At 28.1% G+C, this 7555-nt stretch carries 6 protein-coding genes; all 6 read right to left on the reverse strand.

The features are described 5' to 3' along the window. Positions 1 to 146: 146 nt before the first annotated feature. Positions 147 to 1052, reverse strand: a complete 906-nt coding sequence (locus tag VLM92_RS10895; protein WP_325276374.1) for a GTP-binding protein — start codon at positions 1050 to 1052, stop codon at positions 147 to 149. Between the two features lie 12 nt (positions 1053 to 1064). Continuing rightward, positions 1065 to 2861 carry an ASKHA domain-containing protein gene (locus VLM92_RS10900; protein WP_325276375.1) on the reverse strand — a complete coding sequence of 599 codons (1797 nt, stop codon included), beginning with the start codon at positions 2859 to 2861 and terminating at the stop codon, positions 1065 to 1067. A gap of 11 nt (positions 2862 to 2872) precedes the next feature. Further along, the gene (locus VLM92_RS10905) at positions 2873 to 3892 is read right to left on the reverse strand and encodes an MtaA/CmuA family methyltransferase (RefSeq protein WP_325276376.1); all 1020 of its coding nucleotides are present in this window, start codon (positions 3890 to 3892) and stop codon (positions 2873 to 2875) included. Continuing rightward, positions 3893 to 4570, reverse strand: a complete 678-nt coding sequence (locus tag VLM92_RS10910) for a corrinoid protein (RefSeq protein WP_325276377.1) — start codon at positions 4568 to 4570, stop codon at positions 3893 to 3895. 12 nt (positions 4571 to 4582) lie between these two features. Then, positions 4583 to 5656 carry a uroporphyrinogen decarboxylase family protein gene (locus VLM92_RS10915; RefSeq protein ID WP_325276378.1) on the reverse strand — a complete coding sequence of 358 codons (1074 nt, stop codon included), beginning with the start codon at positions 5654 to 5656 and terminating at the stop codon, positions 4583 to 4585. 218 nt (positions 5657 to 5874) lie between these two features. Beyond that, on the reverse strand, positions 5875 to 6660 hold the full coding sequence (locus VLM92_RS10920; RefSeq protein ID WP_325276379.1) for a G5 domain-containing protein: 786 nt from the start codon (positions 6658 to 6660) through the stop codon (positions 5875 to 5877). Between the last annotated feature and the right edge of the window lie 895 nt (positions 6661 to 7555).

A 7555-nucleotide genomic window follows, 5' to 3' on the forward strand; every position in this document is an offset into this window, starting at 1 on the left:
CTTCAATTTTTTAGATATATATGCAATATCTTTACAGTTGGTATGTAAATCTGGAAATTTTAAATTCGTATTATATATAATTTCTATAGGTATAGCTTCATTATCATTTTGGTTACATTTAAAAGTATTTTTCATAATATATACCTCTATCTAAAAATATTAATTATATTATCTTTTTTTAGATTTTTTCCTATAATACATATTTTAGGATTGGTTTTTATTTTACTTTCATTTATAGTATAATGTCCGTTTATATAATTAAATTCTAAAAGTTTATTATTACTATCTAAAAATCCTTTACCTCTTATTACTTTACCAAATCTTTCACTCTTTAAATTTTCAAATATAGATTCTAGTTCATCTATATTATACGTATCTGATGGCTCAATAGATATAGAGGTTATACCTTTCATAGTTTCATTTATTTCTTTTTTATGTAAATAATTTAAATCAGAAAGTACATTTCCATTTAATAAATTTATTATATCTTTAGAAGATAAATCTTCCCAGTTTTCTGATACTATATATGCTCTTTTATTTATATTTTTTAAAGAATTTAATATATCGTTTAATATATTATCATCTATAAATTGACTTTTACTTATTATAAGCATAGATGCATTTAGTATTTGGTCTTCAAAAAAATCTCCAAAGCTATCTATATAATCAAAATAATTAATACCATCAACCACAGTAATTAAAGAGTTTATGACACAACTTTCTTTTATCTTACAATCATTTAGCATTGCTATTATCTCACTTAATAGTCCTATACCTGTTGGTTCTATAATTATACGATCTGGATTTAATTCTTTAATTATTTCTAAAATAGTGTCTTTAAAGTTTAATTTTATGCTACAACAAATACATCCATTTTGAAGTTCTATTACTTCAAATCCATCTTTTTTTATAATCTCTCCATCAATTCCTATTTTTCCAAATTCATTTTCTATTATAACTACTTTTTCATTGTTAAATGAATGTAGAAGCTTTTTTATTAATGTTGTTTTTCCAGATCCCAAGAAACCTGAAATTATATCTACCTTTATCATGTCTTCACCCTCTTAAAATTTCAAACAATCTGTAAATAGTCTTTCATAACCTTCTTTTGTAGATAGTTCAAAATAATTTATATCTTTTGCTATATTCTCCATACTATTTCTAATATCTTTAGAAAGTAGTGTCATAACAGCTCCTGTTTTTGAAGAATTTCCTATATACCTTACCTTTTCTTTAAGTTCTTTTGGAATAATTCCAACTCCAACTAAACTCTCTACGCTAAGATGTTTTCCAAATTGTCCTGCAATAATAACTTCATCTAAGTCATTAATTTCTATATTCATTTCATTAACTAATGTATAAAATCCAGACAATATAGCTCCTTTTGCCAATTGTACTTGACGTATATCTTCTTGAGTTATAGATATTTCTTTAGGTTCTTTGATTAGTACAAACTTTCTTTTTTTATCTTCGTCTACTATGCATTCACTTAAGTGTTTTAAATTTTCATCGCATTCAACTGAACTTTTTTTATTTATTCTTCCTGTCTTTCCTATAAGTTTTAATCTAGCTAATTCACTTATAGCATCTACAATTCCACTTCCACAAATTCCAATCGGATCTTTATCCTCTATAGCTTTAGTTTGTATAGTGTCTCCTATTTTTATATTTTCTATTGCTCCTTCTCCTGCTCTCATTCCACAGCTTATATTCATACCCTCTAAGGCTGGTCCTGCTGCGCAAGAACATGAAGTTAACTCTCCTTTTTTAGATAAGACAATTTCTCCATTAGTTCCTATATCAATAAATAATATATTCTTATCAGCTTTATGTAAGTCACATACACAAACTCCAGCTACAATATCAGCTCCAATATAGCTTGATACCCCTGGTAATAAGTAAACTCTACCAAATGTTGATATATCAATTCCTAAAGATGAAGAACTTATGTTTTTACTACTTACAAATACTGGAGAATACGGTGATTTTCCTATTGAGCTTGGACTAATCCCTAATAATATATGCATCATTGTTGTATTTGCAGCTACTGCAACTTCATATATGTTTTCTTTATTAATATTATTTTTTTGACATAAATTCTCAATTAATTTATTAATACAATTTATAATAATTTTATGTAATATATCTAATCCATTTTGCTTTGTTTTTGCAAAATTAATACGAGATAATACATCTAAACCATATTCTTTTTGAGGATTTATTTCACTTTCACAACTTACTTCATATCCACTATTTATATCTATTAATGATGCAACTACTGTTGTAGTTCCTATGTCTATCGCTAAAGAATACAATTTATCGCTAGTATCATCATTTTCTATTCCTATTAATTCACTGTCTAAGTAAACTGCTGTAAACTCATCTTTTTCAAATATATCTGGTAGATATTTTAATATTGTGTATTTATCTTTTAATTTACCTTCTATAGTATTTATCAAAATATCTTCATAAGATAAATTTTTTTCTAAAGTAGGTTTATTTATCTTATAAACCTTTTTTGAAAGAAATGGCGATTTGTTAAATTCCGGCATATATCCATCCGTTAAGATTTTATGATTTTTTTTGTCATTATCTAAAAAATCTATACTTATATCTCCCTTTGGATAAACCAAACAACTAAGTCTTATATTATTGTCTATTTCTTCATTTGTTAAAAACTTTAATTCTTCATTTGTTGGATTATTTATATCACCATTTAATATTTTAATCTTACATTTACCACAAATCCCTTTTCCCCCACATGGACTTTCCATCCCTAGGTGATTCATTTGAATTATTTCTAAAAGGTTTTTACCTTTTTCAAATTCATAACTTTTATCATTAACATATAAATTACTCATATGATACCTCTTTATCTCTTATGATTCTTAGCACACTCTACTAAAACATTAATATTTTCAAGTTTAGTTCTTACCCCTATTCCACAAGCAGGAGATAATATATCCACACCACTATTTAAACAGGAATTACACATAACTTCTAAACTTTCTTTATCGCTATTTTCAAGTGCAAATGTGCTAATATTTCCCATAATAACTTTATTAGGTACGTTTTCAATAACCTGTTTAGCACTTGTTATAGAATCGAAACTAATAGCATCACTATGTAAAGTATTTAATTCTTTATATATGCTCTTTAATCTTCCACATATATGTATAATAGTTCCTCCAGGAGCATAACTTTTTAATGTATCTATTATCTTATTTAAATATGGAATTGCAAATTCATTAAAAGTTTTAGCGCCTAATATTTCTCCTGTACCACTAGGATCTGATATAGTAAGAACATCTGCTCCTGCTTGTAGCTGAGCTTTCCCAAATTCTATAAGGTTCTCTGTAACAAATTCCATAAATTCATGAGCTTGTTGGTTTTTTCTTCTAATTTCTTTGTAATATATCATAGGTTCTAAAAGCGATGATGCTAAACTTATAGGTCCTGTTAAATTTGCTATTATTGGAACTTCTTCATTTCTTTCCTTTAAAATTTTTATAGCATCTATAACTACTTTTGCTCTACCTTTGTTAACATCTATTTTATTTAAATTTTTCCAATCAGCAACAGACTCTATTGGATACTGAGTTACTCTAGGTTCAGTATTTTTAGTTCCCATATATACATCTGCACCCATTCCTTCTGCTTCTACAGTCATACAAAATGGAACTCCAAAATTTTCAAATCCATTGTTTTTATACATACCTTGTGTTAAATCCGCCATCATTTTAGAGTCAATATGAGCTTTTGGCCATTTGACATCTTCTATATCCATAACATCTTCAACTATCATATTCATCATTCCACCAGGGCAAATGCAAGGAGGTCTATCTACTTTTTCCCCTTTTAAAACCTTATATAATCTTTCCTTTGGATTCACCTATACCACCTCTTTATGCTTAGCTCTTTTTTTAATAACTAATTCCTTTGCAAGTTTTACTGATTTTGAAGCTTCATAAGCATATCCATCTGCACCAATTTTATCTGCAAAACTTTGTGATATAGGCCCTCCACCTACCATTACAACTACATTTTCACGCATATTTTCTTTTTTTAGTAAATCTATAACTACTTCCATATTGTCCATAGTAGTTGTCATAAGAGTTGATAAACCTACTACATCTGCATTTACTTCTTTAGCTTTATTTATAAAATCAACTGGCGCTACATCTCTTCCTAGGTCATAAACTTCAAACCCTGAAGTTTCTAACATTATTTTAAATAAATTTTTACCAATATCGTGTGTATCTCCTTCAACAACACCTACTACTGCCTTATAACTTTCTTTAGTGTCATCTTTTTTTAAATGCGGCTTTAATATATCTATTCCTTCATACATAGCATCTGAGCATAGTAGAAGTTCAGGTATATAGTACTCTTCTTCTTCGTATAACTTACCTGCTTCTTCCATTCCACAAGCTAATCCTTTAGCTATACCTTCATAAGCATCAAAATCATTTTCTATATATTCTTTTGCTATATCTACAACTATCTCGTCTTCCATTTCTACAACACATTGTGCTAATCTATTTAATAAAGCTTCTTTTGAATTTGACATAATCTTTACCTCCTACAACTCATCTATGTTAATTGGGTACGCTCCAAATATTCTTGCAGCATCCATAAGTGCTATTATTTTCTCTGGATCTGTTCCTATAGGAACATCACAACCTGTACTTAATACAAATCCCTTTTTACTATCATGTGCTTTACGTATACATTCTCTAGCTTCATTATATATATCTTCTCTAGTCCCCCTCATTATTGTTTCAACAGGGTCTACATTTCCTATTAAACATACTTTGTCGCCATACGCATCTTTTAGCTCTCCAATATCTTCTATATTATCTAAACTTAAGTTAGATATTCCAATGTCAACCATATGACCCCAAACTTTTTTTGTTTTTCCACAAATATGAAGTGTTGTTCCTCCACCTGTTCTTTCTATGATTCTATCCATACATCTTTTTAGATATGGTTTTGCAAATTCTACAAAGTTTTTTTCACTAATCATAGTACAAGATGCATTTGGTTCTGCTAAACTTGGAGCTAATCCTATATCACATGCTGCATCTATATAATTTATAACACTTTGTGTTGATATTTCTAAAAGTTGATGTGCCATCTCTTTATTTTTACTTAAATCTCTTAAAAATTTATCAGTTCCTCTTAAAAAAGACGCTGTAGTGAAAGGTCCCCCTACAGAAGTTCCTACACCTACTACATGATTTAATTTTTCATTAGTTATTTTAAGTGCTTCTAAAAAGTAATGTATTCTTCCATCCTTATAAGGGTCTATAGGGTTTAATTTACCAATTTCACTGTAATCGTTTATAGCAGGCTTGCTTATATATGGTGTGTTGTTTGTCGGAAATATAACTTCGCTTCCCATAGCTTCAGGTATGCCTTGAAGTCCTGGTCCAAAACCTATGCTATCCGGACAAAACTTTTCAAAACTTCCGATTGCTACATCTACTAATACATCTACTGAATGATTATATTCATATATTGTATGTCCAAAAACAGGAGAAACGCTTTCTCCTAGAAAAGGGCAACATGGTATTCTATCTATTTCTTTTCCAGCTCCAAAAGCTTTCATTCTTTCTTTTGGAGTCATTTGATCTTTTCTTATTGTATAATTCATAAATATTTCCCCTTTAACTTTTTCTAATTATACTTAATAACAGTTCATATTTTACATTATTACTCAACTTTCTACAAATCGATAATATCAATAGTTTGCTTTGCTTGTATTGAATTTATTTATACATCAAGTTTATAATTTTTTTAATTTATAAACTACAATAGGGCGTAATTCTCCAACCTTAATGAGGAATGAGAATTACACCCTAAATATTAAATTTATTTTGTTAGATATATATCTATAGTTCTTCTTCCCCAACTATACGCTTGGCTTTTACTTCCCATAAAAATATCTATTTTGTTTCCTTTTATTGCACCACCACAGTCTTCAGCTGTAAAAGTCATTCCAAATTGAGGTATATATACTTTTGAACCATATGGTATAACCCTCGGATCAACTGCAATAGTTCCCCACTTAGGTCTTGTTCCTGTGGATGTTATACCATCTCCTGCATATGCTGTTGCTACTACTTTCATATGTCTTGAATTAGCACCTCTTGATGCAACTATTATTTCTTCTTTTATACCTTTTTTTACAACCTTATCTGTTGGCTCTTGTGATATAACTTCTTTAACTAATTTTTTATCTACCAACTTTCCATCATTATATGTAAGTTCATAAACTGCTTCCTTTTTCCCCTCTTTACCTTCTTTTTCTATTTTCGTCTTTCCTTTTTCTAAATTTTTATCTTCTACTAACTTAACTTCAAAAGGAATATTTTCATATTCTTTTTGTGTTAATTTTTTTACTTCTGTAACTTTTATATCCATATAATCAACTAGTTTAGTATCTAAACTAGGTGTTATTTTATCATCTTTATCATATGTTATGTTTGCTTCATCTAATAATTCTTTCACAGTTGTTTTGAAAGTCGAAATATTTTGTTCTTGCCCTTTAACTACTATGTTTAGTTGCTCTTTTTTTAAGGTCCAATATCCACCTAATAAAATCGACATTATACATACTCCTATTATACTGGCTATTATTACTTTACCTTCTTTCATAACAGTCCCCCTTTATTTTGCAAACTAACTTTAAATTTGCTTATAGGTATATATATTAATATTAATTATAAAATATGTAACTAATTTGTAACTTTTGAATTTATTATTTTTAGTCAACTGTAATATATTTTTCATAATTACAGGTATTAATTTAATTTCTTATGATTTTGCAATATAAAAGAGGTATAACTTGAATCGTCATATATTGTACCGTTGTTGCTTTTGGGGTTTAATTTTTAGAAATAGATAATTTATATGATAAAAACCCTACAAATAGAAGATTATTCTACTTATAGGGCTTGTGTGTTTTATACTTACTATTTGGTTCTTTCCAAACTTGGTTGATTATTTGTATTTTTCAAATTTTAGTACCTTATTTCGCAAAGTTTCAAAATTACCTCTACCATACATAATTCTTTTAATAACTTTAATCCATTCACAAAACTTTTCAATTCTCTAATATTTAAATTTAATATTTTTTTACCCAAATATCTAATTCAGAAGAGTTTTTATTTTTTATAATACCAAAGCTCCACTATGCACTCCGTGTTTATATCGAGTTTCCAACTTTATTTCCACACGGTATCCTTAATATTCAGTTGTCTACACTTTATTCACGTTCTCCAATTTATCCAAAGTTGAAAACTTCCTTAATGTTCAGTCCTTCCCATTGATTGCGCATCTCAATAGTATTATGATTCCTTCAAAAACACAATCTATCTCTAGTTGTATTCTTTTTATAGTCTTATATACTCTTTTATATTATTAAAATAATTGGAATCAAACTCAATTACATCTAAGTTATCTAAGTTTGTTAGTTCTTCAATCTTACTATTTAATATCTCTATGTTTAATTCATCTATTAACTTTACATAATTTAATGTTTCAATCCACT

The sequence above is a fragment of the Romboutsia sp. genome (genome assembly GCF_035470145.1).
In the GTDB taxonomy this organism is placed as follows: Bacteria; Bacillota; Clostridia; order Peptostreptococcales; family Peptostreptococcaceae; genus Romboutsia_D.

Excerpts from the sequence above, each read along its gene's own strand:
- VLM92_RS10915 (WP_325276378.1), bottom strand. The coding sequence starts at position 5,656 with ATGAATTATACAATAAGAAAAGATCAAATGACTCCAAAAGAAAGAATG.
- VLM92_RS10910 (WP_325276377.1), bottom strand. The coding sequence starts at position 4,570 with ATGTCAAATTCAAAAGAAGCTTTATTAAATAGATTAGCACAATGTGTT.
- VLM92_RS10900 (WP_325276375.1), bottom strand. The coding sequence starts at position 2,861 with ATGAGTAATTTATATGTTAATGATAAAAGTTATGAATTTGAAAAAGGT.
- VLM92_RS10895 (WP_325276374.1), bottom strand. The coding sequence starts at position 1,052 with ATGATAAAGGTAGATATAATTTCAGGTTTCTTGGGATCTGGAAAAACA.
- VLM92_RS10920 (WP_325276379.1), bottom strand. The coding sequence starts at position 6,660 with ATGAAAGAAGGTAAAGTAATAATAGCCAGTATAATAGGAGTATGTATA.